The organism is Streptomyces sp. DS1-CR2, assembly GCF_055760475.1.
Map to the genome: position 1 here is coordinate 7,389,939 of NZ_CM147085.1, position 25,465 is coordinate 7,415,403.

At 70.9% G+C, this 25,465-nt stretch carries 23 protein-coding genes and 1 riboswitch; of the genes, 17 read left to right on the plus strand and 6 right to left on the minus strand.

The window, feature by feature from the left end; translation table 11 throughout:
* The first annotated feature begins 421 nt into the window (after nt 1–421).
* From hpnC to ACY0PA_RS34750, 13 genes are all read left to right on the plus strand, one after another.
* The gene (hpnC, locus tag ACY0PA_RS34690; protein ID WP_473086528.1) at nt 422–1,327 is read left to right on the plus strand and encodes a squalene synthase HpnC; all 906 of its coding nucleotides are present in this window, start codon (nt 422–424) and stop codon (nt 1,325–1,327) included.
* Nucleotides 1,324–2,274 carry a presqualene diphosphate synthase HpnD gene (gene hpnD, locus ACY0PA_RS34695; RefSeq protein WP_473081380.1) on the plus strand — a complete coding sequence of 317 codons (951 nt, stop codon included), beginning with the start codon at nt 1,324–1,326 and terminating at the stop codon, nt 2,272–2,274. Before hpnC ends, hpnD begins: the two co-directional genes overlap by 4 nt.
* Nucleotides 2,274–2,423 (plus strand): DUF6380 family protein, encoded by a 150-nt coding sequence (locus ACY0PA_RS34700; protein WP_473081381.1) that lies wholly within the window; start codon nt 2,274–2,276, stop codon nt 2,421–2,423. The genes hpnD and ACY0PA_RS34700 overlap by 1 nt, the downstream gene beginning before the upstream one ends.
* The gene (hpnE, locus tag ACY0PA_RS34705) at nt 2,420–3,835 is read left to right on the plus strand and encodes a hydroxysqualene dehydroxylase HpnE (protein WP_473081382.1); all 1,416 of its coding nucleotides are present in this window, start codon (nt 2,420–2,422) and stop codon (nt 3,833–3,835) included. The genes ACY0PA_RS34700 and hpnE overlap by 4 nt, the downstream gene beginning before the upstream one ends.
* Nucleotides 3,832–4,962: a polyprenyl synthetase family protein gene (locus tag ACY0PA_RS34710; RefSeq protein ID WP_473081383.1), complete on the plus strand. Its 1,131-nt coding sequence runs from the start codon at nt 3,832–3,834 to the stop codon at nt 4,960–4,962. Before hpnE ends, ACY0PA_RS34710 begins: the two co-directional genes overlap by 4 nt.
* A 104-nt stretch (nt 4,963–5,066) precedes the next feature.
* Entirely contained in the window at nt 5,067–7,076 is a 2,010-nt protein-coding gene (gene shc / locus ACY0PA_RS34715) for a squalene--hopene cyclase (protein ID WP_473081384.1), read from the plus strand.
* A complete protein-coding gene (locus ACY0PA_RS34720) occupies nt 7,076–7,732 on the plus strand; it encodes a phosphorylase family protein (RefSeq protein WP_473081385.1) in 657 nt (218 codons plus the stop codon). The genes shc and ACY0PA_RS34720 overlap by 1 nt, the downstream gene beginning before the upstream one ends.
* 5 nt (nt 7,733–7,737) lie before the next feature.
* Nucleotides 7,738–8,760, plus strand: a complete 1,023-nt coding sequence (gene hpnH, locus ACY0PA_RS34725; RefSeq protein ID WP_473081386.1) for an adenosyl-hopene transferase HpnH — start codon at nt 7,738–7,740, stop codon at nt 8,758–8,760.
* 7 nt (nt 8,761–8,767) lie between these two features.
* Complete coding sequence (gene ispG / locus ACY0PA_RS34730; RefSeq protein WP_473081387.1) at nt 8,768–9,934, plus strand: flavodoxin-dependent (E)-4-hydroxy-3-methylbut-2-enyl-diphosphate synthase; 1,167 nt, start codon at nt 8,768–8,770, stop codon at nt 9,932–9,934.
* 25 nt (nt 9,935–9,959) lie between these two features.
* Nucleotides 9,960–11,873 (plus strand): 1-deoxy-D-xylulose-5-phosphate synthase, encoded by a 1,914-nt coding sequence (gene dxs, locus ACY0PA_RS34735; protein ID WP_473081388.1) that lies wholly within the window; start codon nt 9,960–9,962, stop codon nt 11,871–11,873.
* Nucleotides 11,870–13,255: an aspartate aminotransferase family protein gene (locus ACY0PA_RS34740; protein WP_473081389.1), complete on the plus strand. Its 1,386-nt coding sequence runs from the start codon at nt 11,870–11,872 to the stop codon at nt 13,253–13,255. The genes dxs and ACY0PA_RS34740 overlap by 4 nt, the downstream gene beginning before the upstream one ends.
* Nucleotides 13,256–13,348: 93 nt before the next feature.
* Nucleotides 13,349–13,990, plus strand: coding sequence for a helix-turn-helix domain-containing protein (locus tag ACY0PA_RS34745; protein WP_473081390.1), 642 nt, complete (start codon nt 13,349–13,351; stop codon nt 13,988–13,990).
* Nucleotides 13,987–14,160, plus strand: a complete 174-nt coding sequence (locus ACY0PA_RS34750; RefSeq protein ID WP_473081391.1) for a DUF6126 family protein — start codon at nt 13,987–13,989, stop codon at nt 14,158–14,160. The genes ACY0PA_RS34745 and ACY0PA_RS34750 overlap by 4 nt, the downstream gene beginning before the upstream one ends.
* A 34-nt stretch (nt 14,161–14,194) precedes the next feature.
* On the opposite strand, the gene ACY0PA_RS34755 is transcribed toward ACY0PA_RS34750, so the two are convergent.
* Entirely contained in the window at nt 14,195–14,992 is a 798-nt protein-coding gene (locus ACY0PA_RS34755; protein WP_473081392.1) for a tyrosine-protein phosphatase, read from the minus strand.
* Between the two features lie 408 nt (nt 14,993–15,400).
* Nucleotides 15,401–15,581, plus strand: a riboswitch (cyclic di-AMP (ydaO/yuaA leader).
* 4 nt (nt 15,582–15,585) lie between these two features.
* Between ACY0PA_RS34755 and ACY0PA_RS34760 the strand changes: the two genes are divergently transcribed.
* Complete coding sequence (locus ACY0PA_RS34760; protein ID WP_473081393.1) at nt 15,586–16,386, plus strand: LysM peptidoglycan-binding domain-containing M23 family metallopeptidase; 801 nt, start codon at nt 15,586–15,588, stop codon at nt 16,384–16,386.
* 231 nt (nt 16,387–16,617) lie between these two features.
* Nucleotides 16,618–17,409: an SGNH/GDSL hydrolase family protein gene (locus tag ACY0PA_RS34765; protein ID WP_473081394.1), complete on the plus strand. Its 792-nt coding sequence runs from the start codon at nt 16,618–16,620 to the stop codon at nt 17,407–17,409.
* 107 nt (nt 17,410–17,516) lie between these two features.
* On the opposite strand, the gene ACY0PA_RS34770 is transcribed toward ACY0PA_RS34765, so the two are convergent.
* The gene (locus ACY0PA_RS34770) at nt 17,517–18,158 is read right to left on the minus strand and encodes a TetR/AcrR family transcriptional regulator (protein ID WP_473081395.1); all 642 of its coding nucleotides are present in this window, start codon (nt 18,156–18,158) and stop codon (nt 17,517–17,519) included.
* A 192-nt stretch (nt 18,159–18,350) separates the two neighbouring features.
* Between ACY0PA_RS34770 and ACY0PA_RS34775 the strand changes: the two genes are divergently transcribed.
* On the plus strand, nt 18,351–19,919 hold the full coding sequence (locus tag ACY0PA_RS34775; RefSeq protein ID WP_473081396.1) for an APC family permease: 1,569 nt from the start codon (nt 18,351–18,353) through the stop codon (nt 19,917–19,919).
* A gap of 86 nt (nt 19,920–20,005) precedes the next feature.
* On the opposite strand, the gene ACY0PA_RS34780 is transcribed toward ACY0PA_RS34775, so the two are convergent.
* The gene (locus ACY0PA_RS34780) at nt 20,006–20,149 is read right to left on the minus strand and encodes a hypothetical protein (protein WP_473081397.1); all 144 of its coding nucleotides are present in this window, start codon (nt 20,147–20,149) and stop codon (nt 20,006–20,008) included.
* Between the two features lie 37 nt (nt 20,150–20,186).
* Here ACY0PA_RS34780 and ACY0PA_RS34785 point away from each other — a divergent pair, with 37 nt between their 5' ends.
* Nucleotides 20,187–20,423 carry a hypothetical protein gene (locus ACY0PA_RS34785; RefSeq protein ID WP_473081398.1) on the plus strand — a complete coding sequence of 79 codons (237 nt, stop codon included), beginning with the start codon at nt 20,187–20,189 and terminating at the stop codon, nt 20,421–20,423.
* A gap of 65 nt (nt 20,424–20,488) precedes the next feature.
* Here ACY0PA_RS34785 and ACY0PA_RS34790 read toward each other — a convergent pair whose 3' ends face one another.
* Genes ACY0PA_RS34790 through ACY0PA_RS34800 form a run of 3 tightly spaced genes read right to left on the minus strand, consistent with a single transcriptional unit; the run spans nt 20,489 to nt 25,451 of the window.
* Nucleotides 20,489–22,666: an acetate--CoA ligase family protein gene (locus ACY0PA_RS34790; protein WP_473081399.1), complete on the minus strand. Its 2,178-nt coding sequence runs from the start codon at nt 22,664–22,666 to the stop codon at nt 20,489–20,491.
* Nucleotides 22,663–23,850 carry a glutamate dehydrogenase gene (locus tag ACY0PA_RS34795; protein WP_473081400.1) on the minus strand — a complete coding sequence of 396 codons (1,188 nt, stop codon included), beginning with the start codon at nt 23,848–23,850 and terminating at the stop codon, nt 22,663–22,665. The genes ACY0PA_RS34790 and ACY0PA_RS34795 overlap by 4 nt, the downstream gene beginning before the upstream one ends.
* Nucleotides 23,847–25,451: a 5-guanidino-2-oxopentanoate decarboxylase gene (locus tag ACY0PA_RS34800; protein ID WP_473081401.1), complete on the minus strand. Its 1,605-nt coding sequence runs from the start codon at nt 25,449–25,451 to the stop codon at nt 23,847–23,849. The genes ACY0PA_RS34795 and ACY0PA_RS34800 overlap by 4 nt, the downstream gene beginning before the upstream one ends.
* Between the last annotated feature and the right edge of the window lie 14 nt (nt 25,452–25,465).

Consider the following 25,465-nt stretch of genomic DNA (forward strand, 5'->3'; position numbering starts at 1 on the left):
CGCCCCCCGGGCAACCCTCCGCACCCGTTTTCGCGTCTCAAGGCCCCGCCGGGATATCTTCGGCGGGGCTTTGATGTGCATGTAGGTGGCAATTAATTCCCGCTGCGGTCAAGTGAAGGTCAACTTCCTTGCGTGCAGGGAATCTTGGAGCCAAACGGTGTGTTGTTGTGATCTGCGGGAAACCCGGTCGGGGCAGGGGCGGTTGTACAACGTAAGCTGTACCGGTGCCGATTCGCGGCAAAGGGGCGATAATGCGCGACACCTTGACTCGGGGGTCGGTATGCCGCGCGTAAGGATGGGCGGCGTGTCCGAAATAGGATGTTTTGGGTCAGCGGTGTAGAACGGGAGATGTGACGGCAATGGCTATGGAAACTCTCCAGCTCCACGATGCTTTCGCCGTCCTAGTACCGGGCAGCGCGTGGTGACGGGATCATCGGGAGCGCCCGCCGGGTCCGCGGCCGGAGCGACACTCGACAAGGCCGCCGACGAGAATTTTCCGGTGGCCCCCTTCTTTCTGCCCCGGGACTGGCGCGACGACCTCATGGCGGTCTACGGCTTCGCCCGCCTCGTCGACGACATCGGTGACGGCGACCTCGCTCCCGGCGGCGCCGACGCCCGACTCCTGGGTGTGTCACCCGAACGGGCCGATGACGACCGACTGGCTTTGCTCGACGCCTTCGAGGCCGACCTTCACCGGGTGTTCGATTCCACCCCCCGTCACCCCCTCCTGCGCGCTCTGCAGCCCCCCGTGCACCGCCGCGGCCTCACCCCCGAACCCTTCCTCGGCCTCATCCAGGCCAACCGCCAGGACCAACTCGTCACGCGCTACGAGACGTACGACGACCTGCTGGCCTACTGCGAGCTCTCCGCCAACCCGGTCGGCCGCCTCGTCCTCGCGATCACCGGCACCGCGACCCCCGAGCGCCTCCGCCTCTCGGACGCCGTGTGTACCGGCCTGCAGATCGTCGAACACCTTCAGGACGTCGGCGAGGACCTCCGGCAAGGGCGCATCTATCTGCCCGCCGAGGACATGAAACAGTTCCATGTCCAGGAGTCCGACCTTGCCGCTCCCACGGCGGGCGCGTCGGTGCGCGCCCTGGTCGCGTTCGAGGCCGAACGCGCCCTCGGTCTCCTGAATGAAGGCACCCCCCTCGTGGGTAGCGTCCACGGCAGGCTGAAGCTGCTGCTTGCCGGGTTCGTGGCAGGAGGGAAGGCGGCGGTCACCGCGATCGCCGCCGTTTCGTACGACGTACTTCCTGGACCGCCCAAGCCCACCAAGCTCCGGTTGCTGCGTGAGGTGGGAGCGACTCTGCGAGGAGAGGGGTGAGCCGGACCGTGGAGTCAGACCAGCACGTGTCGGCAGCGGTACTCGCCGCATACAGCTACTGCGAGACCGTGACCGGACAGCAGGCACGCAACTTCGCCTACGGCATCAGGCTGCTGCCGACGGCCAAGCGGCGGGCCATGTCGGCGGTGTACGCGTTCTCGCGCCGCGTCGACGACATCGGCGACGGAAGGCTGCCGCCGGACGTCAAGGCCGACCGGCTCGACGAGACCCGGGCACTGCTCGCCCGGGTCCGTGACGGCGATGTGGCGGAGGACGACACCGACCCGGTGGGCGTGGCCCTCGCGCATGCCGCGCACCGGTTCCCGATCCCGCTCGGCGGCCTCGACGAACTCATCGACGGTGTCCTGATGGACCTGCGTGGCGAGACGTACGAGACCTGGGACGACCTCAAGGTCTACTGCCGCTGCGTCGCCGGCGCCATCGGCCGGGTCTCGCTCGGCATCTTCGGCACCGAGCCGGGCGCGCGCGGCGCCGAGCGCGCCACCGAGTACGCGGACACGCTCGGGCTCGCGCTCCAGCTCACGAACATCCTGCGCGACGTGCGGGAGGACGCGGCGGACGGCCGCACCTACCTGCCGGTCGACGACCTCGCCAAGTTCGGCTGCTCGGCGGGCTTCGACGCCCCGACACCCCCGGCGGGCTCGGACTTCGCGGGCCTCGTGCACTTCGAGGTGCGCCGCGCCCGCGCCCTGTTCGCCGAGGGATACCGGCTGCTTCCGCTTCTCGACCGGCGCAGCGGCGCCTGCGTCGCCGCCATGGCCGGCATCTACCGTCGCCTGCTCGACCGCATCGAGCGCGAGCCCGAGGCCGTCCTGCGCGGCCGCGTCTCGCTCCCCGGACGCGAGAAGGCCTACGTCGCGGTGCGTGGCCTGTCCGGACTCGACGCCCGCAGCGTCTCCCGTCAGTCCTTCAGGAGGCGTGTCTGATGAGCACGTCCGGCAGAGCGGTCCGCACCGACGGGAAACGGCGGGCAACCCTCCACACCGACGCGGCGTCCATGACTTCAGCGGCCTGCCGTGCGTCTTTCAACGATCGCGCGCACACTGACGGAACGGCCGAAGGGGAGGGCGCATGAGCGACGGGAACATGCGGCCCGACGGGCCGGGCGCGAACGCCGCCGACGGCACCGGACGGCAGACCGCGGTCGTGGTCGGCGGAGGTCTCGCCGGGTCCACGGCCGCCCTCGCGCTCGCCGACGCGGGCCTCGACGTCACCCTGCTCGAAGGGCGCCCGAGACTGGGCGGCCTCGCGTTCTCCTTCAAGCGCGGTGACCTCACCGTCGACAACGGCCAGCACGTGTACCTGCGCTGCTGCGCCGCCTACCGCTGGTTCCTCGACCGTATCGACGGCACGGCCCTGTCGCCCCTGCAGGAACGTCTCGACGTACCCGTACTCGACGCCGACAGGAACCGGCTCGGCAGACTGCGCCGCACCGCGCTGCCCGTGCCGCTGCATCTCGCCGCGAGCCTCGCCACGTATCCGCATCTCTCGCTCACCGAGCGCGCCAACGTAGGGCGTGCCGCGCTGGCCCTCAAGGGGCTCGACCTGGGCGATCCGGCCCTGGACGAACGGGACTTCGGCAGCTGGCTGGCCGAGCACGGCCAGTCGCGGCGCGCCATCGAGGCCCTCTGGGACCTGGTGGGCGTCGCCACCCTGAACGCTGTCGCCGGCGAGTCCTCGCTCGGGCTCGCCGCCATGGTGTTCAAGACCGGGCTGCTGTCCGAACCGGGCGCGGCCGACATCGGCTGGGCGCGCGTCCCCCTCGGCGAACTCCACGACACTCTCGCCCGCAAGGCGCTCGACTCCGCGGGCGTACGCACCGAACTCCGAACACGCGTCACCTCCATCTCCCGTACCGAGAACGGACGTTGGAGCGTGGAGGTTCCCGGGGAGCGGATCACGGCGGACACCGTCGTCCTCGCCGTGCCCCAGCGCGAGACGTACGACCTGCTGCCCGACGGCGCGCTCGACGACGCCGAGCGGCTGCTCGCCATCGGGACCGCGCCGATCCTCAACCTGCACGTCGTCTACGACCGCAAGGTCCTCAAGCGACCCTTCTTCACGGCGCTCGGCTCGCCCGTGCAGTGGGTCTTCGACCGCACGGAAGCGTCCGGGCTCACCGAGGGGCAGTACCTCGCCGTGTCGCAGTCCGCCGCGCAGGACGAGATCGACGAGCCCGTCGCCGTGCTCCGCGAGCGCTACCTGCCCGAGTTCGAGCGGCTGCTGCCCGCCGCGCGCGGCGCGAAGGTACTCGACTTCTTCGTCACCCGGGAGCGCACGGCGACCTTCGCGCCGGCCCCCGGCGTCGGCGCGCTGCGGCCCACGGCCCGCACCAACGCCCCCGGCCTGTACCTGGCCGGCGCGTGGACCGCCACCGGGTGGCCCGCGACCATGGAAAGCGCGGTACGCAGCGGTGTCAGCGCCGCCGATGCCGCTCTCGCCGCACTCGACCGCCCACGCGGTCATCTGTTCCGGGAGGCGGCATGAAGCTCGATCTCCAGGGGGCGGACCATCCGGCCCCCGGCGACGCAACAAAAGGAGACCCTGTGCCCGCTGTGCCCTCGGCCGAACCGCCTGCCGACGCGGTGGACGTGACCGCGCTGCTCGAGCGCGGCCGGACCCTGGCCACCCCGGTGCTGCGGGCCGCCGTGGACCGCCTCGCACACCCGATGGACACCGTCGCCGCCTATCACTTCGGCTGGATCGACGCGCAGGGCAACCCGGCCGACGGCGACGGCGGCAAGGCCGTACGCCCCGCGCTCGCCGTGCTGTCCGCCCAGGTCCCGGGCGCGGCACCCGAGGTGGGCGTGCCCGGCGCGGTCGCCGTCGAGCTGGTGCACAACTTCTCGCTCCTGCACGACGACCTGATGGACGGCGACGAACAGCGCCGCCACCGGGACACCGTCTGGAAGGTGCACGGCCCGGCGCAGGCCATCCTCGTCGGCGACGCCCTCTTCGCCCTCGCCAACGAGGTGCTCCTCGAACTCGGCACCGCCGAGGCCGGCCGTGCCACGCGCCGCCTGACCTCCGCCTCGCGCGCCCTCATCGACGGGCAGGCGCAGGACATCAGCTACGAGCACCGCGAGCGGGTCACCGTCGAGGAGTGCCTGGAGATGGAGGGCAACAAGACCGGCGCCCTGCTGGCCTGCGCCTCCTCCATCGGCGCCGTGCTCGGCGGCGCCGACGACCGGACCGCGGACCAGCTGGAGAAGTACGGCTACCACCTCGGTCTCGCCTTCCAGGCCGTCGACGACCTGCTCGGCATCTGGGGCGACCCGGAGGCCACCGGCAAGCAGACCTGGAGCGATCTGCGCCAGCGCAAGAAGTCACTGCCCGTCGTCGCCGCGCTCGCCGCGGGCGGCCCCGCGTCCGAGCGGCTCGGTGAACTCCTCGCCGCCGACGCGAAGAGCACCGACTTCGACACCTTCTCCGAGGAGGAGTTCGCGGCCCGCGCCGCCCTCATCGAGGAGGCCGGCGGCCGCGACTGGACCGCCGAGGAGGCGCGCCGGCAGTACGCCGTCGCCATCGAGGCCCTGGACTCCGTCCAGATGCAGGACCACGTGCGGGCGCAGTTCGTCGCGCTCGCCGACTTCGTCGTCGTACGAAAGAGATGATCGCTATCGGCCTCATATGACTCGCAGTCGCCGGCCGGTGCCCATCCAGGGCATCGGCCGACGGCGGACCCAGCAGAGATCGAGCACTGCACGAAGGGGAAGCCATGACAGCGACGACCGACGGAAGCAGCGGAGCGGCAGCTCCCGGCGCGACCTCGGCCACCACTGCCCGATTGACCGACACGAGCCCCGGGGCGGCCGGGACGCACGACGCCGCCACCCGTTCCGTCCAGCGCGCCACGGACTTCCTGCTCGCCCGGCAGGACGCACAGGGCTGGTGGAAGGGGGACCTCGACACGAACGTCACGATGGACGCCGAGGACCTGCTGCTGCGCCAGTTCCTCGGGATCGGGGACGAGGCGACCACCCGCGCCGCCGGGCTCTTCATCCGCGGTGAACAGCGCGACGACGGCACCTGGGCCACGTTCTACGGCGGCCCGGGCGAACTCTCCACCACCATCGAGGCGTACGTAGCCCTGCGTCTGGCCGGGGACGCCCCCGACGCGCCGCACATGGCGAAGGCCTCCGCCTGGATCCGGGAGCGGGGCGGGATCGCCGCGAGCCGCGTCTTCACCCGCATCTGGCTGGCCCTGTTCGGCTGGTGGAAGTGGGACGACCTGCCCGAACTGCCCCCGGAACTCATCTACTTCCCGAAGTGGATGCCGCTCAACATCTACGACTTCGGCTGCTGGGCCCGCCAGACCATCGTGCCGCTCACGGTCGTCTCCGCGAAGCGCCCGGTACGGCCCGCGCCCTTCCCGCTCGACGAGCTCCACACCGACGCGCACAACCCCAACCCGGCCAAGCCCCTGGCTCCGCTGGCGAGTTGGGACGGTGCCTTCGAGCGGCTCGACAAGGCGATGCACCTGTACCACAGGGTCGCGCCGCGCCGGCTGCGCAAGGCGGCCATGAACTCGGCCGCCCGCTGGATCATCGAGCGCCAGGAGAACGACGGCTGCTGGGGCGGCATCCAGCCCCCGGCGGTGTACTCCGTCATCGCCCTCCATCTGCTCGGCTACGACCTCGAACACCCGGTGATGAAGGCGGGGCTGGAGTCCCTCGACCGGTTCGCCGTGTGGCGCGAGGACGGGGCCCGGATGATCGAGGCCTGCCAGTCGCCCGTGTGGGACACCTGTCTCGCCGTCATCGCCCTCGCCGACGCCGGCCTGCCCGCCGACCACCCCCGGCTCGTCAAGGCCGCCGACTGGATGCTCCAGGAGCAGATCGACCGGCCCGGGGACTGGTCCGTCCGCAGGCCCCAACTCGCCTCCGGCGGCTGGGCGTTCGAGTTCCACAACGACAACTACCCCGACATCGACGACACCGCCGAGGTCGTCCTCGCGCTGCGCCGCGTCCGGCATCCGGACAGGCCACGCATGGAGAAGGCCATCGAGCGGGGCGTGCGCTGGAACCTCGGCATGCAGTCGAAGAACGGCGCCTGGGCCGCCTTCGACGTCGACAACACCAGCCCGTTCCCGAACCGGCTGCCGTTCTGCGACTTCGGCGAGGTCATCGACCCCCCGTCCGCGGACGTCACCGGACACGTGGTGGAGATGCTCGCCGTCGAGGGCATGTCGCACGACCCGCGCACCCGGCGCGGCATCGAGTGGCTGCTTGCCGAACAGGAGCCGAACGGCGCCTGGTTCGGCCGCTGGGGCGTCAACTACGTATACGGAACAGGGTCGGTGCTGCCCGCCCTGACCGCCGCCGGGCTGCCCGCCTCGCACCCCGCCGTCCGCCGAGCCGTCGCCTGGCTCGAATCCGTCCAGAACGACGACGGCGGCTGGGGCGAGGACCTGCGCTCCTACCGCTACGAGGACTGGAAGGGCCACGGCGTCTCGACCGCCTCGCAGACCGGCTGGGCGCTGATGGCGCTCCTGTCGGCGGGGGAGCGGGACTCCAAGGCCGTCGAGCGAGGAGTCGCCTGGCTGACCGAGACCCAGCTGGAGGACGGCACCTGGGACGAGCCGTACTTCACCGGCACCGGCTTCCCGTGGGACTTCTCGATCAACTACCACCTCTACCGCCACGTCTTCCCGCTCACGGCACTGGGCCGGTACGTCCACGGGGAGCCGTTCGCCGATCAGGCGGCCTTGACGGGCAAGGGGAGCTGATGACCGGATCACCGGCGGCCCCGCGCCCGCCGGACGCCCCGCTGCTGGTCGCCTGCGCGCTCGGCATCGAGTACTTCGCCCTGCGCACCGGCGCCCGCACCGGAGCACCGGCCCAGGTCACCGTGCTGCGCACCGGCATGGGACCCAAGGCGGCCGAGCGGTCCGTGGCCAAGGCCCTCGAGGACCCCGCCCTGCACGACGCGGCCGTCGTCGCGACCGGCTTCTGCGCCGGCCTCGCCCCCGGCATGCACCCGGGCGACCTGGTCGTCGCCGAGGAGACCAGCGACCCGTACGGCTGCACGCCGTGCACCGGCACGGAACTCCTCGTCAAGGAGCTGGTCAGGGCGGTACCGGGACGGACCGTGCACACCGGTCCGCTCACCGGCTCCGACCATGTCGTGCGCGGTCACGAGCGCGGTGACCTGCTCGCCACGGGCGCGATCGCCGTGGACATGGAGTCCGCGGCCACGCTGCGCACGGCGGCCGCGCGGGGCCCGCGTCCGGTTGCGGCCGTACGGGTGGTCGTGGACGCTCCAGAACATGAACTCGTCCGTATCAGCACGGTACGCGGTGGAATATCGGCTTTCCGCGTTCTTCGTGCCGTGCTTCCCGCATTTTTCGAATGGCACCGTTCTTTGCTGCTCCCCCGGAGGTGAGCCAGATGGCCATGCCGCTTCGTCAGTCCATCAAGGTCGCGACGTACCTCTTTGAACAGAAGGTTCGCAGGCGCGACAAGTTCCCGCTCATTGTCGAACTGGAGCCGCTGTACGCCTGCAACCTCAAGTGCGAGGGCTGCGGAAAGATCCAGCACCCCGCCGGAGTGCTCAAGCAGCGGATGCCCGTGGCGCAGGCCGTGGGCGCCGTTCTGGAGTCCGGCGCGCCGATGGTGTCCATCGCCGGCGGCGAGCCGCTCATGCACCCGCATGTCGACGAGATCGTCCGGCAGCTGGTGGCGAAGAAGAAGTACGTCTTCCTCTGCACGAACGCGCTGCTCATGCGCAAGAAGATGGACAAGTTCACGCCCTCGCCGTACTTCGCCTTCACGGTGCACATCGACGGGATGCGCGAGCGTCACGACGAGTCCGTCGCCAAGGAAGGTGTCTTCGACGAGGCGGTGGAGGCGATCAAGGAGGCCAAGAAGCGGGGCTTCCGCGTCACCACGAACTCCACTTTCTTCAACACGGACACCCCGCAGAACATCATCGAGGTCCTGAACTACCTCAACGACGACCTCGAGGTCGACGAGATGATGCTCTCGCCCGCCTACGCCTACGAGAAGGCGCCCGACCAGGAGCACTTCCTGGGCGTCGACCAGACCCGGGAACTCTTCAAGAAGGCCTTCGCGGGCGGCAACAGGCGCCGCTGGCGCCTCAACCACTCGCCGCTGTTCCTCGACTTCCTCGAGGGCAAGGTCGACTTCCCGTGCACGGCGTGGGCGATCCCGAACTACTCGCTCTTCGGCTGGCAGAAGCCCTGCTATCTGATGGCGGACGGGTACGTGACCACGTACAAGGACCTCATCGAGAAGACCGACTGGGACGCCTACGGGCGTGGTAAGGACGAGCGCTGCAACAACTGCATGGCGCACTGCGGCTACGAGCCGACGGCCGTCCTCGCCACGATGGGCTCGCTCAAGGAGTCCATCCGCGCCGCCCGCGAGACCGTCTCCGGAAACCGCGGGTGACACCGTCATGACCTCCCCAGAGCCCGTCTCACTGGGGCTCCCTTCGCTGCCGGTCCGACCGATCGCCGACCGCAGAACGAGTCGGCAGATCCACGTCGGGCCGGTGGCAGTGGGGGGCGGAGCGCCGGTGTCCGTGCAGTCGATGACGACGACACGGACCTCGGACATCGGGGCCACGCTGCAGCAGATCGCCGAACTGACGGCGTCCGGCTGCCAGATCGTGCGGGTGGCCTGTCCCACGCAGGACGACGCCGACGCGCTCGCGACCATCGCGAGGAAGTCGCAGATCCCGGTCATCGCGGACATCCACTTCCAGCCGAAGTACGTCTTCGCCGCCATCGAGGCGGGCTGCGCCGCGGTCCGGGTGAACCCGGGCAACATCAAGCAGTTCGACGACAAGGTCAAGGAGATCGCGCAGGCGGCCAAGGACCACGGCACTCCCATCCGTATCGGGGTCAACGCCGGTTCCCTGGACGCCCGGCTGCTGAAGAAGTACGGCAAGGCCACCCCTGAGGCGCTCGTCGAGTCGGCGCTGTGGGAGGCGTCCCTCTTCGAGGAGCACGGCTTCAGCGACATCAAGATCTCGGTGAAGCACAACGACCCCGTGGTGATGGTGAACGCCTACCGGCAGCTCGCCGCTGCCAGTGACTATCCGCTGCATCTGGGCGTGACCGAGGCGGGCCCGGCGTTCCAGGGCACCATCAAGTCCGCCGTCGCTTTCGGCGCGCTGCTGAGTGAGGGGATCGGCGACACGATCCGCGTCTCGCTGTCCGCGCCGCCGGTCGAGGAGATCAAGGTCGGCATCCAGATCCTGGAGTCGCTGGGGCTGCGCGAGCGGCGCCTGGAGATCGTGTCGTGCCCGTCGTGCGGGCGGGCGCAGGTCGACGTCTACAAGCTGGCCGACGAGGTCTCCGCGGGCCTCGACGGGATGGAGGTGCCCCTTCGGGTCGCCGTCATGGGGTGTGTGGTGAACGGTCCCGGCGAGGCGCGCGAGGCGGATCTCGGCGTCGCGTCGGGCAACGGAAAGGGCCAGATCTTCGTCAAGGGCGAGGTCATCAAGACCGTCCCCGAGTCGAAGATCGTCGAGACCCTCATCGAAGAGGCGATGAAGATCGCCGAGCAGATGACGGACGCCGGGGTGGCCTCGGGCGCTCCCGACGTCGCCGTGAGCTGAGGACAACCGGAGAGGGGGCCCGAGCGTGACAATTCTGGAAAGCATCCGGGGGCCGCGCGATCTGAAGGCGCTGAGCGAGGAACAGCTCGTCGAACTGGCCGCGGAGATCAGGGAGTTCCTGATCCACGCGGTCGCGAGGACCGGCGGCCACCTGGGACCCAACCTCGGAGTGGTGGAGCTCTCGATGGCCCTGCACCGGGTCTTCGAATCGCCCGTCGACCGGATCCTATGGGACACCGGCCATCAGAGTTACGTACACAAGATGTTGACGGGACGTCAGGACTTCTCGAAGCTGCGCGGGAAGGGGGGCCTGTCCGGCTACCCCTCGCGAGAGGAGTCCGAGCACGACGTCATCGAGAACAGCCACGCGTCCACCGCGCTCGGCTGGGCGGACGGCCTCGCCAAGGCCAACCAGGTCCTGGGCGAGCGGGGCCACGTCGTCGCCGTCATAGGAGACGGGGCGCTCACCGGCGGCATGGCCTGGGAGGCGCTCAACAACATCGCGGCCGCCAAGGACCGCCCGCTGATCATCGTCGTCAACGACAACGAACGGTCGTACGCCCCGACCATAGGCGGACTCGCCAACCACCTGGCGGCCCTGCGCACCACCGACAGTTACGAGAAGGTCCTGGCCTGGGGCAAGGACGTCCTCCTGCGCACCCCGGTCATCGGACACACCGTGTACGAGTCCCTGCACGGCGCCAAGAAGGGGTTCAAGGACGCCTTCGCGCCTCAGGGCATGTTCGAGGATCTGGGGCTCAAGTACGTGGGGCCCATCGACGGGCACGACCTCGGCGCGGTGGAGTCCGCACTGCGGCGTGCGAAACGGTTCCACGGGCCCGTGCTCGTGCACTGCCTCACCGAGAAGGGCCGCGGCTACGAGCCGGCCCTCGCGGACGAGGCCGACCGGTTCCACACCGTCGGCGTGATGGACCCGCTCACCTGCGAGCCGCTCGCGCCGTCCAACGGCCCTTCCTGGACCTCGGTGTTCAGCGACGAGATCGCCCGCATCGGACGGGAGCGCGATGACGTCGTGGCCATCACCGCGGCGATGCTGCACCCGGTCGGACTCACCAAGTTCGCCGAGGAGTTTCCCGGCCGGGTGTGGGACGTGGGGATCGCCGAGCAGCACGCGGCGGTCTCGGCGGCCGGACTCGCCACAGGCGGCCTCCACCCGGTCGTCGCCGTCTACGCCACCTTCCTCAACCGCGCCTTCGACCAGCTCCTCATGGATGTGGCGCTGCACAACTGCGGCGTGACCTTCGTCCTCGACCGGGCGGGCGTGACCGGCGTCGACGGCGCCTCGCACAACGGCATGTGGGACATGTCCGTCCTCCAGGTCGTACCGGGCCTGCGCATCGCCGCACCCCGCGACGCCGAGCAACTGCGGGCCCAGCTGCGCGAAGCAGTCACCGTGGACGACGCCCCGACACTGATCCGCTTCCCGAAGGAGTCCGTCGGCCCCGAGATCCCGGCGGTCGACCGGATCGGCGGCCTCGACGTACTGCACCGGGCCGACGACCCCGACGTACTCCTCGTCTCCGTCGGCGTGATGGCGCCGGTGTGCCTCCAGGTCGCGGAACTCCTGGCAGCGCGCGGCATCAACTGCACCGTCGTGGACCCGCGTTGGGTCAAACCCGTCGATCCGGACCTCGCGCCGCTCGCCGCACGGCACCGGCTCGTCGCCGTCGTCGAGGACAACAGCAAGGCGGCCGGCGTCGGCTCCGCCGTGGCGCTCGCGCTCGGCGAGGCCGAAGTCGACGTACCCGTACGGCGGTTCGGGATCCCCGACCAGTTCCTCGCGCACGCCAAGCGCGGTGAAGTGCTCGCGGACATCGGGCTCACGCCCGTCGAGATCGCCGGGCGGATCGGCACCAGCATGGCCCGCAAGGCCGAGACGGCGGCCCTCGTGGCCGGCAAGGAGAGCGACGACGTATGAGCAAGGAGTTCGATCTCGCACGACTCCTGGCCGACCGCGGCGCCGAGCGCTACGAGCTGCACGCCAAGTACCTCAACCACCAGCTCCCGCGCATGCTGCGCACCATCGGCTTCGACAAGGTCTACGAGCGGGCGGATGGCGCCTACTTCTGGGACGAGGACGGCAACGACTACCTGGACATGCTCGCCGGGTTCGGTGTGATGGGCCTCGGCCGGCACCACCCCGTCGTCCGCAAGGCGCTGCACGACGTCCTCGACGCCTCGCTCGCCGACCTCACCCGCTTCGACTGCCAGCCGCTGCCGGGCCTGCTCGCCGAACGGCTCCTCGCGCACAGCCCGCACCTGGACCGGGTCTTCTTCGGCAACAGCGGCACGGAGGCCGTCGAGACGGCGCTGAAGTTCGCCCGGTACGCCACGGGCAGGCCCAGGGTCCTGTACTGCGGGCACGCCTTCCACGGGCTGACCACCGGGTCTCTGTCCGTGAACGGCGAGTCCGGATTCCGGGACGGCTTCGCGCCGCTCCTGCCGGACACCGCCGTGCCGCTCGGCGACCTCGACGCCCTGCGCGCGGAGCTCGCGAAGGGCGACGTGGCCGGGCTGATCGTCGAGCCCATCCAGGGCAAGGGCGTCCACGGGACGCCGCCCGGCTATCTGCGCGCCGCCCAGGAGATGCTCCACCAGCACAAGGCTCTGCTCATCGCGGACGAGGTGCAGAGCGGCCTCGGCAGGACGGGCGACTTCTACGCCTACCAGCACGACGAGGGCGTCGAACCCGACCTCGTATGCGTGGCGAAGGCGCTCTCCGGCGGCTATGTGCCCGTCGGCGCGACGCTCGGCAAGGACTGGATCTTCAAGAAGGTCTACTCGTCCATGGACCGGGTCCTCGTGCACTCCGCCAGCTTCGGCTCGAACGCGCAGGCCATGGCCGCGGGCCTTGCCGTGCTCTCCGTGATGGAGAACGAGGAGGTCGTCGCGAACGCCCGGGCGACCGGTGAGCTCCTGAAGTCCCGGCTCGCCGCCCTCGTCGACCGCTACGAGCTGCTGGGCGACGTACGCGGCCGCGGCCTGATGATCGGCATCGAGTTCGGGCGGCCGAAGTCGCTGAAGCTGCGCAGCCGCTGGACGATGCTCCAGGCCGCGCGCAAGGGCCTCTTCGCGCAGATGGTCGTCGTGCCGCTGCTCCAGAAGCACCGGATCCTCACGCAGGTCTCCGGCGACCATCTGGAGGTCATCAAGCTGATCCCGCCGCTGATCATCGGGGAGCGCGAGGTGGACCGCTTCGTCGAGGCATTCACCGCCGTCATGGACGACGCGCACTCGGGCGGCGGGCTGATGTGGGACTTCGGCAAGACGCTGGTGAAGCAGGCGGTCGCCAACCGCTGACCGTTTCGTAAGGGCGCTTCTTAAAGAAGGAAGCCGTTTGCCTCTGGGGCAAAAAATTTGCCCCAGAGGTACGGCTCTGGCTCAATCGACGGTATGAGCCCTGCCCCTCCGGAGCCGGCTCCGGAACCCACGGAGCTGCCGTCCGTCGCCCCGCAGCTGCGCGAACTACGGCGCCGCGCCGCCCTGACCCTGGAGGCCGCGGCCCGTGCCGCCGGGCTCTCGCCCGCGCACCTCTCCCGTCTGGAGACGGGCCGCCGTCAGCCCTCGCTCCCGATGCTGCTCGCCCTCGCCCGCACCTACGGTACGACGGTCTCCGAACTCCTGGGCGAGACGCCCGCCGACAGGGACGCGATCGTGCGCTCCTCAGACATGGAGGCCACCGAGGCGGGCGGCTGGATCTACCGGCAGGCGGGCGCCCCGGGGCGCGGCATGCAGGCGCTGCGCGTCCATGTGCCGTTCGGCGCCCAGGGCGACATCGTGCGCGTCCACCCCGGTGAGGAGTGGCTGTACGTCCTCGACGGGCGGCTGCGGCTGCGGCTCGGGGACACCGCGTACGCGCTCGCCCCGGGGGACAGCGCGCACTTCGACTCGCTCACCCCGCACCGGATCGCCGCCGCCGACCGCGACGGCGCCGAGCTCCTCTTCGTACACACCCTGCTGCAGAGCCCGTCCGCCGCGCTGTGCCTCGGCCCGGCGGCGGGCGGCGGCGAACGGCCCCAGGGAGGCCCTCAATGAGCGCAGAGCCCAACGACGCGACCGAGTCCGAGCGGCAGCCCGCCCGGCGTGACATCGAGGACAAGCTCCCGCGCGGCATCTGGGTGCGCCTGCTCGTCTACGTCTTCGCCGGGCACCTCGTCGCGGGCTTCATCTATCTGCTGTTCACGCTGGGGGCGTCACGCGGGTGACGCCCTTCACCCGGCCTGTCGGTCGGTGACGGTCTCAGTCGAGAAGGCGCTCGCGCAGCCGCTCGCGCTGTGCGGGGGACAGCTTGAGGCCCTCCTCCAGATAGCGGTCGGTGGAACCCCACGTCTGCGTCACCGTCTTGAAGGCGGCGGCCAGGTAGGTGGCGCGGGCGTCGAACAGGGGGCTCAGCAGTTCCATGACCTCGGGGGACATCGCGTCCTTCGAGGCGCTGCTGCGGTGCACCTTGTAGCGGCGGTGTGCCGCGTTCGACTCCAGGTAGTCCGCCTCGATGGCGTCGCGCTCCACACCCACGGCCAGGAGCGTGACCGCTATCGAGAGGCCCGCGCGGTCCTTGCCGGCCGCGCAGTGCATGAGCGCGGGCACGCTGTCCTCGGCGAGGGAGTGCAGCACCTGGCTGTGCTCGGCGGTGCGCTCCGCGATGATCGTCCGGTACGACGTGATCATGCGGTCCGCGGCCTGTCCCTCGGAGAGGGCGGCGCGCAGCTCGTCGAGATTGCCGTCGCGCACCATCTGCCAGAACTCGGCGCCGTCCGCGGGGTCGGTCAGCGGCAGGTTCACGTTCCGCACGCCGGGCAGCGTGACGTCAGGGCCTTCGAGGCGCTGGTCGGCGGCATTGCGGAAGTCGAAGATCGTGTGCAGCCCGAGCGAGGAGAGGAACGCGGCGTCCTCATCCGTGGCGTGCGCGAGGTGACCGCTGCGGAACAGCACGCCCTGCTTGACCCGACGGCCGTCCACGGTCGGCAGACCACCCACATCGCGGAAGTTGCGCACTCCGGCCAACTCGGGCTCGGTGGACGGGACCTGCTGCGTCACGGGGGCTCCTCCCGGTCGGCCGCGGCGCTGCTCGCCTGCGGGCGCCTTCGACGATACGACATGGCTGCCAGGGGCAACCATGTGAGAGACGTCAGGTGATTGCGTGTCTAATGCCCGAAATAAGGCGATAGGTGAGCATTCGCGCCTTACGCCATAACTAGCCCTGAAATGGGAGTAGATGGTCAGCAATGCGTGAGCAGGGTCATAGTCGTGACCGTCCGTGGCGGCCGGGCCGGATGCATTTCCAGTAGGTAGCGCAGTCGCAAAGATCGTAAATCGACGGAGCGTGACGGCTTTTTCCGGAAAAGGGCATTTAAGGATCAAGAACCAGAATATCCAAGGGAATTAGCGCCTTGTCCCCGCGCTCCGCGCTCGCTTACGTTCAGCGCAATCCGGACGGACCGCCTCATCCTGCCGCCGCCCGGAATCCGCACATCGATCCGTGCTCGGCAGGAGCGGGGGACCCAGGTAGACCGCCGTATCCGGCACACCGGCCACGGCTCGGGGTGAAGCCGTGCCCGAAAGGGGTGTGGCCGGGCAGCTCCAGCCCGAACCCGACAGCTCACCTCGCAGGCGACGGAGAGGAATCCCCCATGCCCGCGAAGGGTAAGCACCGCCGTCCCAAGTCCCAGCGCTTCGCGCGCTCGATCGCCGTCGCCGCAACGGGCGGCGTCGCGCTCGCGCTGCCGCTGATGGGTGCCGCCAACGCCGCGCCCCCCGCGGCCGCCCACTCGGTCGCGCAGACCGTCGCCGCTCCCGCCGCGGCCAAGACCTACGCCGTGAAGAGCGGGGACACCCTTGCGAAGATCGCCGACGAGCAGAACGTCAGCGGCGGCTGGAAGAAGCTCTACTCCGACAACCGCTCGGTCATCGGCGGCGACCCGTCCGTGATCCGCCCGGGCCTGAAGCTGACGATCGGCCAGAAGGCCGCGGCCCCCGCCACCCAGGCCGCCGCGCCCAAGGCCGCGGCGGCGACCACCACCGGTTCCAGCTACGCGCTGCCCGTCCAGGGCGCCTCCATCGGTACGGCGTACAAGACCGCGGGCGCCATGTGGTCCAGCGGTTACCACACCGGTGTCGACTTCGTGGTCCCGACGGGTACTCCGCTCAAGGCCATAGCCGCGGGCACCGTCGTGTCGGCCGGCCTTGACGGCGCGTACGGCAACGAGGTCGTCATCCAGCACGCCGACGGCAAGTACTCGCAGTACGCCCACATGTCGTCCCTCTCCGTCTCGTCCGGGCAGACCGTGACCGAGGGCCAGCAGATCGGCCTCTCCGGCGCGACCGGCAACGTCACGGGACCGCACCTGCACTTCGAGATCCGCACCACCCCGAGCTACGGCTCGGACGTGGACCCGGTCGCGTACCTCCGTGCGCACGGGGTCTCTCTCTGATCTCGATGGCGTGATGTGAGCGTGTGACGTGAGCTGTGAAGTGAAGCTGTCTCACTGACGCGTGACGTGAAGGGGCGGGTCCGGTTCCGGGCCCGCCCCTTGGTCGTGACCTCCGCCGCATCCCCGTCGTATTCCTGACATCGCGAAACTGACCGGGTGGGCTATATCACCACCCGTCAACCCCTTCCTACGGTCGCGTAGGTCACATCGCAGGGTGAAAGATGTGTGGTCGTGGCAAACGAATCGAGATCACTCAACGGCGGCACGATTCGGTCCTACGCGGCGGTGGGGGACAGCTTCACCGAAGGCGTCGGGGACCCCGGTCCCGACGGGGCCTTCGTGGGCTGGGCCGACCGTCTCGCCGTCCTCCTGGACGACCGGACCCCCGAGCACTCCTTCCGGTACGCGAACCTCGCCGTGCGCGGCAAGCTCCTCGACCAGATCGTGGAGGACCAGCTCCCGCGAGCCGTCGAACTCGCCCCGGACCTGGTGACCTTCGCCGCCGGCGGCAACGACATCATCCGTCCCGGCACCGACCCCGACGACGTCGCGGAGCGCTTCGAGAAGGCCGTGGCCCGGCTGACCTCCGCCGTCGGCACGGTCATGGTGACCACCGGCTTCGACACCCGGGACGTCCCGGTCCTCAAGCATCTGCGCGGCAAGATAGCGACGTACAACGGGCATGTGCGCGCGGTCGCCGACCGCTACGGCTGTCCGGTGCTCGACCTGTGGTCCCTCAAGACCGTTCAGGACCGCCGTGCCTGGGACGACGACCGGCTGCACCTCTCGCCCGAGGGCCATACGCGGGTCGCGCTGCGGGCGGGGCAGGCGCTCGGCGTCGAGGTGCCGGCGGACCCGGACCAGCCGTGGCCGGCGCAGCCGCCGCGCGGCACGCTGGAGGTCCGGCGCGACGACATCCACTGGGCGCGGGAGTTCCTGGTGCCGTGGATCGGCCGACGGCTGCGGGGCGAGTCGTCCGGGGATCATGTGGCAGCGAAGCGGCCGGACTTGCTGCCGCTCTGACGGGAACGGCGCGCGTGATGGGGGAGCTTGCCCTTGGGGACGGCTCCCCCGCGCCATTCCCCCGGGGCCACCCCGCGCTCGCTGGGGAGCCCGACGTCGCGCCGCCGTCAGCCTGACGTCGTAGTCGTAGTCGTAGTCGTAGCCGTCAGGTCCGCCCGCTCAAGTCCCAGCTCCCGGGCCAGCGCGTCGTCCACCCACTCCTGCATGCGCGCCCGCGAGACCGTCCCCGTGTACGCGGTCATCTGCACCGCGAGCCCGTCGAGGAGCGCCGTCAGGCGCAGCGCGGCGCCCGCCGGGTCCGGGCAGCGGAACTCGCCCGCCGCCACGCCCTCCGCGACGACCTCGCTGAGCGCCGCCTTCCACTGCTTGTCCAGGTCGCGGGTGACCGCCCGCAGCGCGGGCTCACGCAACGCCGCGGACCAGCCCTCGATCCACAGTCGCCACCCCTTGGCCTGCCCCGTCGGCGCGTACCAGCGCACGGCCGAGCGCAGCCGGCGCAGCGCCGTCGTGCGCTTGCCGAGCAGCTTGCGCAGATGCGCCAGGTCTCCCTCGGCGGCGTGCGCGAACGCGGCCGCGACGAGCTTTTCCTTCGTCGAGAAGTGGTACAGAACCAGCGCGTTGCTCACCCCGAGCGCCGCGGCGACGTCGGCGATGCGCACGGCTGCCACGCCCCGCGCCTCGATCTGTTCGATGGCGGCCCCCAGCAACTCTTCGCGCCGCTCGGCCACGCTCAACCGCACTCTTGCCACGCGGTAACCCTACACACGGGCACCGGCGTCGGGTGCCGGGCGACGAACCCGGTGTGAACGCCTCGTGCAGGACTCTTGACACTGCCCAGTGGTGCCCGTCACAGTCTCGCTTACTGACTGGCCGTTCAGTCAATAGGCCGTCTCAAGAACAACTGTCACGCCCGTGCCCAGCCGTGCAGCAGGAGTTTCCCCGTGACCCAAGCGCCGCCGATACCGCCGACCGAGCCGTCCGCCACGGGCGCGCCCGACCTGCCCGACCTGTCGCAGGGATGGAGTGAACAGCGTTCCAGGCTCAAGAAGGACCTGCGCAGGCTGGACGTGCTGTTCTTCCTGATCTGCACCCTGGTCGGCCTCGACACGATCGGCTCCGTGGCCGCGCAGGGTCCCCAGGGCCTGACCTGGATGGCGATCCTCGCCCTCGCCTTCTTCCTCCCGTACGGGCTGCTCGTGGCCGAACTCGGCTCGGCCTTCCCCGTGCAGGGCGGCCCCTACGTGTGGACGCGCCTGGCGTTCGGGCGGCTCGTCGCCGGTGTGAATCAGCTCCTGTACTGGATCTCCAACCCCGTCTGGGTGGGCGGCAGTCTGTGCATCATCGCGCTCACCACGTGGGAGGAGTTCTTCACCCCGCTGCCGGGATTGTGGAAGTACGCGGCCGGCCTCGTCTTCATCTGGGGCGGCGCACTGGCCGTCGTACAGTCCGTGCGGATCGGCAAGTGGGTGCCCATCGCGGGCGCCGTCGCCCGGATCGTGCTCCTCGGGTTCTTCCTGATCTCCGTGGTGGTGTTCGCCGTCCAGCACGGGGTACACGCGCTGCCCGCGGGGGAGTTCGTCCCGACGTACGCCGGTTTCGTGGCGCTGGTCCCGGTCCTGATCTTCAACTACGTCGGCTTCGAACTGCCCAGCTCCGCGGCCGAGGAGATGACGAACCCGCGGCGCGACATCCCCCTGTCGATCCTGCGCTCCGGCTTCGCGGCCGTCCTCCTCTACGGCGGCCCGATCCTCGGCATCCTCCTTGTGCTGCCCAGCCAGGAGATCGGCAGCCTCGGCGGTTTCATCGACGCCTGCAAGGCCGTTTTCACGGTCTACGGCGGTTCGATCGCGGCCGACGGCACGGTCACGCTCACGGGCCTCGGCTCCGTATTCGGCGGGGTCGCCGCGGCGGGCCTGATCATCGGCCTGCTCACCTCGGGCGTCACCTGGGCCATGGGCGCCCACCGCGCGCAGGCCGTCGCCTGTGCGGACGGCGCGGGTCCGGCGTGGCTCGGCCGCATCTCCGAGAAGCACGGGACGCCGGTGCGGGTGAACCTGCTCTCCGCGGTGCTCGGCTCGATCCTCTTCGTGGTCGCCCTCAACCTCACGGGCGGCAACGGCGAGAAGTACTTCGCGGCGGGCCTCGGCCTGACGATCTGCACCACCTTCATCTCGTACGTCATCACGTTCCCCAGCCTCGCCGTGCTGCGCCGCAAGTACCCGGACACGCCACGCCCGTACGCCGTCCCGGGCGGACGCGTGGGCGCGTGGGTCGTGAGCGTCCTCGCCACCGGGTTCGTGGCGTTCACCGTGATCGTGCTGATCTGGCCGGGCTTCGGGGTCGGCTGGTTCGGCTCGGCGGGCAGCGCGGCGGACTCACTGCCTGAGTCGTTCGCCGGTGAGCGCGCCCAGTACACACTGAGCCAGGTGCTGCCCCTGCTGCTCTTCGTCGGCATCGGGCTCGTCTTCTACGCGATGGGCGCGAGGACGCGCAGGCGCGTGAGCAAGTAGAGAGCGCGCTCGCGCGCAACGGAGGGCCTTCCCCGTGGCGGGGAAGGCCCTCCGGCGTGCCGGATCCCGACGGGCGATCTGTCGCGTCACACGCCCACGAACTGGTAGTCGCGCACGATGCGCCCGTCCTCCGCCACGACGACGAACTCCAGACCCCCGCCCGTCACTTCGCCGCTTCGCGTGAGAACCGATTCCCAGCGGAACGTGACGACGTCGTTCAACTGCTGCACGCGCGGCCGTAGCCCTGAACGTGTACGCGCCGCGCGCGTGCTGCTGCATCCGCGCGGCCTCGCGTCGCGGATCGTGAACCTGGACGAGTGGGCCTGGCATGTCATCGACGGACTGCACGACGAGTCCGTCCGCAATTCCAACCGAGCTCTTACGGAGCTGGTCGCCGAACTGGAGGACATGCTGCCGGACCGGCCCCGAAAGGCCGGTCCGGACTGTCTCGGCTTCGCCGTCCCGCTGCGGCTGCGTAGGAACGCGGTGAGCTGCGCCTACTGAGCACGCTCACCCACTTCGGGGCGGCGGTCGACGTCACGCTCGCCGAGCTGAAGCTGGAGGCGTTCCTACCGCTCGACCAGGAGACCGCCGCCCTCCTCGCCGACGCCATGGAAGGGCGTCGGTGAGGTGCCGGCCTGGTCGAGCACTCCGTGCGCGTCCAGAGCGATCGCGCCTCCCGGGTGCACGAGCAGCGGATTGACCTCCAGTTCGGCCAGTTCGGGATGGTCGACGGCGGCCCGCGCGACCGCGCACACGGCGGCGGCGGCCGCCTCCAGATGCGCTCCGGGCGCGCCGCGCCAGCCCGTCAGCAACGGTGCGTGCCGCAGCCGCAGGAGCAGGGCACGCGCGCGTGCGGGTGTCAGGGGTGCGAGGGCCAGTGCTGTGTCGGCGAGCAGTTCGGCGGTCACCCCTCCGACGCCGACCATGACGACGGGCCCGAACGACGGGTCGCGTCGCACGCCGACGATCAGTTCGTGTCCGTACGGCGGTGTGGCCATGGCCTCCACGGCGTAACGGTCAGCACCTGTCGTCGACTTCATACGCGTGAACGCGGCGCGCAGGGCGTCGGCGTCGGAAATCGACAGGGCGACCCCGCCGGCCTCGGTCTTGTGCGCGAGCCCCATCGCCTTGAGGACGAGCGGATACCCCGTACGGTGCTCCGCCGCCTCCACGGCTTCGTCCGTATCGGTCACGAACTCGGCTGCAGGGAAGGCGAGTTGATAAGAGGCGAGCAGCTCCCGCACGCTCTCGTAACCGGCGTCCGCCAGCCGGTACGTCGCCGTGGCCGGCGGATCCTCGCCCACGAGAGCAGGCTCTGTGAGGCGGGCCGCCGCCGCGACGGCGGTCGCGGCCTGCTCGATGCGCTCGTAGACGGGCACACCGCGCTGCCGGAGGACAGTCAGGGCCGGGGTGTCGCGGGCCATCGTGTGCACCACGAGGGCGCGCCCGGAGTCGACGGCGGCGTCCGCGAGGGCGTGTGCCACCTCGCATTCGCGTTCCGTCTGGGCCGGGTTGGCGGTCGCGTAGTCGCCGAAGTAGCCCGTGAGGACGACGGCGTCGGCGTCCCCCGAGTGCAGCAGGGTGCCCGCCACGCGCGCGTAGTTGCCGAGATCGGCCTCACCCGCGCCCGCCAGGTCCACAGGGTTGCCGCACCCGGCCCCGCCCGGGAGCTGCTCCGCCACCGCCTCGCGCGTGCCGTCCGCGAGGGCGGGCACGTCGATGCCTTGAGCGGCGAACGCGTCGGCGGCGAGGGCGCCTTGGCCGCCGCTGTCCCCGACCACGGCGACGCTGCGCAGCTGGGGCGGCGCACCGGCCACAGCGTGACCCGCACTCCGATGGCGTACGCCCTGTGCCAGCAAGTACACCGCCGCGTCCACCAGTTCGCCGGCCGTGTCGAGCAGCAGGGCGCCGGCGTCACGGCACACCGCCTCCACCGTGGCGCGCGCGCTCACCAGGGCGCCGGTGTGGGACGCGGCGGCGCGCCCGGACGCTGCGCTGCGCCCCACGGTCAGGAGCAGGACGGGCTTACCGGCGGCGTGCGCGGCCGCCAGGACCCGCGCGAGACGCCGGCCGTCGCGGAAGTCCTCGATGTACGCGGCGAGCGCTCTGGTGGGCTCGTGCGTGATCAGCGACTCCAGGGCGTCCGCCGCGTCGATGTCCCGCTGATTGCCCAGCGAGACGAACCGGGAGAAGCCCTGCCCGGCGCGCGCGAGGAGACGGCCGATCTCCAGGGCGAGGTTGCCGCTCTGGGACACGAGACCGAGGCCGCCCGAGGGGAACTCGCCCCAGCTGAGGCGCAGTTCGCTCGTCGTGTCCACCACGCCCATGCAGTTCGGGCCGAGCAGCCGCGCTCCCCGGGCCGTGACGAGCTCGGCGAGCGCCCGCTCCTCCTCGGCGGTGGCGCCGCCCGACGTGATCACGGTGAAGCACCGGGCGCCCGCCGCGAGCCCGTCCGTGACCACCGGCCGCACATGGCGGGGCGGCACGGCGACGACGACGTGCTCGGGCGGTACGGGCAGCGACGTGAGGTCCGGCAGGAACGGTTCACCGTCCAGGGTGCCGCCGCGGTGGTTGACGAGGTGGACGGACCGGCGGTCGCGGCCCGAGAGAGCTCCCGACGCCAGCCAGTAGCCCCACTTCTCCGGGTTGTCGGACGCCCCGACGACGGCGACCGACCGGGGGTCGAAGAGCGCGTCGAGGCCCACGCGCGCGTGCGCACCGGCGTCCGGCGGGGGAGGCGTCACCTGTACCACCCGAACCGCTCCGCGATCACCGGCAGCCGGTCCGCGACGATCGCGTGCGCGGCGGCACGCGGCGTCGTCCCGTCGGCCTCGGCACGCGCCAGCATCTGGTCGATCAGCGCGCGCATGGAGCGCCGCGTGTACGCGAACGCCTCGTCCGCGTCGGCCTCGATGTCCCCGAACAATGTCCACCACCACCAGGCGTTCGTACCGGAGTTGACGACGACGTCGGGCAGGACGGTGATGCCGCGCGGGGCGAGCAGTTCCTCCGCCTCGGGCAGTACGGGCATGTTGGCGGCTTCGACGATCCAGCGCGCCGAGATCAGTTCCTGGTTCGCTGCGTCCACCGCGTACGACACGGCGGCGGGGACGAGGACCTCGGCGTCGGCCGACAGCCAGGCGTCGCCCGGCAGTTCACGGTCGGCCTCGCGCAGCGCCGAGCGGTCCACCGTCCCGTAGGCGTCACGGGCGGTGAGGAGCGCCTCCACGTCCAGGCCTTCGGGGTTGGCGACGGTCCCCTTCACATCAGCGACCGCCACGACCCGCAGACCCGCGCGCGCCAGGAACCGGGCGGTCGCCCCGCCCATGGTGCCCAGGCCCTGCACGGACACCCGGGTGCCCTCGTACGGGACGCCCGCGCGGTCCAGGGCCGCGAGCACCGACTCGGCGACCCCGCAGCCGCCGACGAGCTCGTCGAGGCCGATGCCGTCGACGTCGACCGCGAAGGCGTCTGCGAGGCGCCGGCGCGCGGCCGACTCGTCGTCCAGCAGCGGGTAGACGGCCTGGATGGACGAGACGAGCCCGGCCTCCTCGGCCGCCTTGTCGACGAGGTCCTGGGTGAGCCCCAGGTCCTCGCCGGTCGTCCAGAAGGACTCGATGTAGGGCCGCATGGCGCGCAGATAGCGCACGAGGACGCCGTACGCCTCCGGGTCCTGCGGGTCGCAGTCGATGCCGCCCTTGGCACCGCCCAGGGGGATGTAGCGGCCCTGAGGGTTGTAGTGCAGGGCCTCCTTCATCGTCATCCCGCGCGCGAGGCCCGCGACCTCGTCGAGCGTGCAGCCCCGGCGCATCCGCAGCCCGCCGCTGGACACGCCGCGCACCAGCCGGTCGACGACGAGGTAGCCGTGCCTGCCGGTGACGTGGTCGGTCCAGGTGAGCGACATCAGGGGGGTGGCGGGCGCGGTCATGCGGTCTCCTCCTCGGGGACGGTGATCAGGGTGGGTCCGGGGGTGGCCAGGGCCTGGGTCAGGAGCGCGGCGAGTTCGCCGGGGGAGTGCGCGGGGGCGCCCCTGCCCCCGAAGGCCCGCGCGAGGCCGGGCAGGTCCACGCGCGCGTGGTCGACGGCGGCCGGTGTGTCGCCGCGCGCGGCCATCTCGTCGCGGATCTCGCCGTAACCGCCGTTGTCGAACACGACGACAGGGAGCGGGAGTTGGAGCTGTGCGGCCGTGGCCAGCTCCTGCACGGAGAACTGGAGCCCGCCGTCCCCGCTGATCGCGACCACCTGCCGGTCGGGGCAGGCGGTCTTCGCGCCGATCGCGGCGGGCAGCGCGTAGCCGAGCGTGCCGAACCCGGTGGGGTGCAGATAGCGCCCCTCGGGGCCGATCGGGAGGTGCGGGAGCGCGCCGTAGTAGCAGCACTGCGCACTGTCGGAGGTGAGCACGGCATCGGCCGCGAGGACGCTTCTGATCGCTTCGAGATACGGGACCCAACGGGCGTCACGCGCGCGTGTCTCGTCATTTCGGGAGGCGAGCACGGCGGCCGTGGTCCGTGCTGCCGCGTCCGTGGCCGCGGGTCCGGGCACCTTGGCGAGCCGCTCCTTCAGTGCCTGCACCGTGGCCTGCGCGTCGCCCGCCAGAGCCACGTCCGCGGGCACACCCGCGTACATCTGCGCCGGATCGACGTCCACGCGGATCAGCCGGCCGCCGAGCGCCGGCGGCGCGGACCACAGGTCCGACTCGGCGAGTTCCGTCCCGACGGCGAGCACGACGTCGCAGTCGGCCAGCCACTTCTGTACGGAGGCGCTGTGCAGGGACACTCCGAGGGCGAGCGGATGACGTTCGTCGACGATGCCCTTGCCGTTGGCCGTGGTCGCAACCGGAGCGCCCAACTGCTCGGCCAGAGCCCGGCATTGCTCGGCCGCACCCCGTGCGCCACCGCCAAGGACCAGGCCGGGCCTCACCGCACCGGCGAGCAGCGCGGCCGCCGCGTCGAGCGACGCACTGTCGGCCGCACGGGGCGCCAGCAGCGGAGCGCGCCGTACCGGCCCGGCGGGCTCCGTCGCCTCGAGGAGGTCGAGCGGCACCTCGATGTGCGCGGGCCGCGGCCTCTGCGTACGGAACAGGCTGAACGCCCGCGCCACCGCCGCCCCGATCTCCTCCACCGAGGACACCCGGTGGCTGAACGCCGCCACGTTCCGCAGCGCCTCCGTCTGGCTGCGCATCTCGTGCAACAGGCCCGTCGACTGGCGCGGATGGCGCAGCGGCATGCCCGGCGACACCACGAGCAGCGGCACGCTGTCCGAGTACGCCTGGCCCACTGCGGCCGCGATGTTCAGGAGAGCGGGACCCGTCGTCGTGATCGCCACCCCGGGATCGCCCGTCACGCGTGCGTAGGCGTCGGCCGCGTACCCGGCGCCCTGCTCGTGACGCGGCGCGACATGCGTGATGCCGTACGCCGCCAAGTGCCGGTAGATCTCCAGGTTGTGGGTCCCCGGTATGCCGAACGCGGTGGAGACCCCATGGGCGGCGAGTGCCCTGACGAGCGCCTCGCCGCCGGTCGACGTTCGCATCTGCTCAGTCACCG

Bases quoted from the DNA above. Each gene is read 5' to 3' on its own strand.
- ACY0PA_RS34700 (WP_473081381.1), top strand. From the start codon at position 2,274: ATGAGCACGTCCGGCAGAGCGGTCCGCACCGACGGGAAACGGCGGGCA.
- hpnE (WP_473081382.1), top strand. From the start codon at position 2,420: ATGAGCGACGGGAACATGCGGCCCGACGGGCCGGGCGCGAACGCCGCC.
- ACY0PA_RS34710 (WP_473081383.1), top strand. From the start codon at position 3,832: ATGAAGCTCGATCTCCAGGGGGCGGACCATCCGGCCCCCGGCGACGCA.
- shc (WP_473081384.1), top strand. From the start codon at position 5,067: ATGACAGCGACGACCGACGGAAGCAGCGGAGCGGCAGCTCCCGGCGCG.
- ACY0PA_RS34720 (WP_473081385.1), top strand. From the start codon at position 7,076: ATGACCGGATCACCGGCGGCCCCGCGCCCGCCGGACGCCCCGCTGCTG.
- hpnH (WP_473081386.1), top strand. From the start codon at position 7,738: ATGGCCATGCCGCTTCGTCAGTCCATCAAGGTCGCGACGTACCTCTTT.
- ispG (WP_473081387.1), top strand. From the start codon at position 8,768: ATGACCTCCCCAGAGCCCGTCTCACTGGGGCTCCCTTCGCTGCCGGTC.
- ACY0PA_RS34740 (WP_473081389.1), top strand. From the start codon at position 11,870: ATGAGCAAGGAGTTCGATCTCGCACGACTCCTGGCCGACCGCGGCGCC.
- ACY0PA_RS34745 (WP_473081390.1), top strand. From the start codon at position 13,349: ATGAGCCCTGCCCCTCCGGAGCCGGCTCCGGAACCCACGGAGCTGCCG.
- ACY0PA_RS34750 (WP_473081391.1), top strand. From the start codon at position 13,987: ATGAGCGCAGAGCCCAACGACGCGACCGAGTCCGAGCGGCAGCCCGCC.
- ACY0PA_RS34760 (WP_473081393.1), top strand. From the start codon at position 15,586: ATGCCCGCGAAGGGTAAGCACCGCCGTCCCAAGTCCCAGCGCTTCGCG.
- ACY0PA_RS34795 (WP_473081400.1), bottom strand. From the start codon at position 23,850: ATGACCGCGCCCGCCACCCCCCTGATGTCGCTCACCTGGACCGACCAC.
- ACY0PA_RS34800 (WP_473081401.1), bottom strand. From the start codon at position 25,451: ATGCGAACGTCGACCGGCGGCGAGGCGCTCGTCAGGGCACTCGCCGCC.